This is a genomic window from Salinimicrobium oceani (assembly GCF_012037645.1).
Map to the genome: position 1 here is coordinate 1 of NZ_JAAVJR010001392.1, position 316 is coordinate 316.

1 protein-coding gene is annotated in these 316 nt (G+C 38.3%); it reads left to right on the plus strand.

What is annotated here, in order from left to right; translation table 11 throughout:
* The coding region (locus HC175_RS22345) for a T9SS type A sorting domain-containing protein (RefSeq protein WP_168140029.1) at positions 1–234 on the plus strand (234 nt) is incomplete at its 5' end.
* Positions 235–316 lie beyond the last annotated feature (82 nt).

Here is a 316-nt window from a genome sequence, read left to right on the forward strand (position 1 = left end):
CCCATTGAAGGTCTTTCCATCTTCCCAAATCCTGCTTCGGGACAAAAGGTTTATATCAACACCAAATCCGGCAAGTCTAAAAAAGTAGAGATCTACAATGTTTTAGGCAACAGCATCTTATCTGCCGAGTTGGTTGGAAATGAACTTAATATATCTTCGCTTGAACCGGGAATTTATATTATGAAGATCCAGGAGGGCAAAAGCACCGCTACCAGAAAGCTTGTTGTAAGATAACATTCCATTTTTTTACCTGAATAAATCTTTAACTTCGTGCCACTACAAGTTATGCACAAGCCAAAGGACATTTTTACCATTT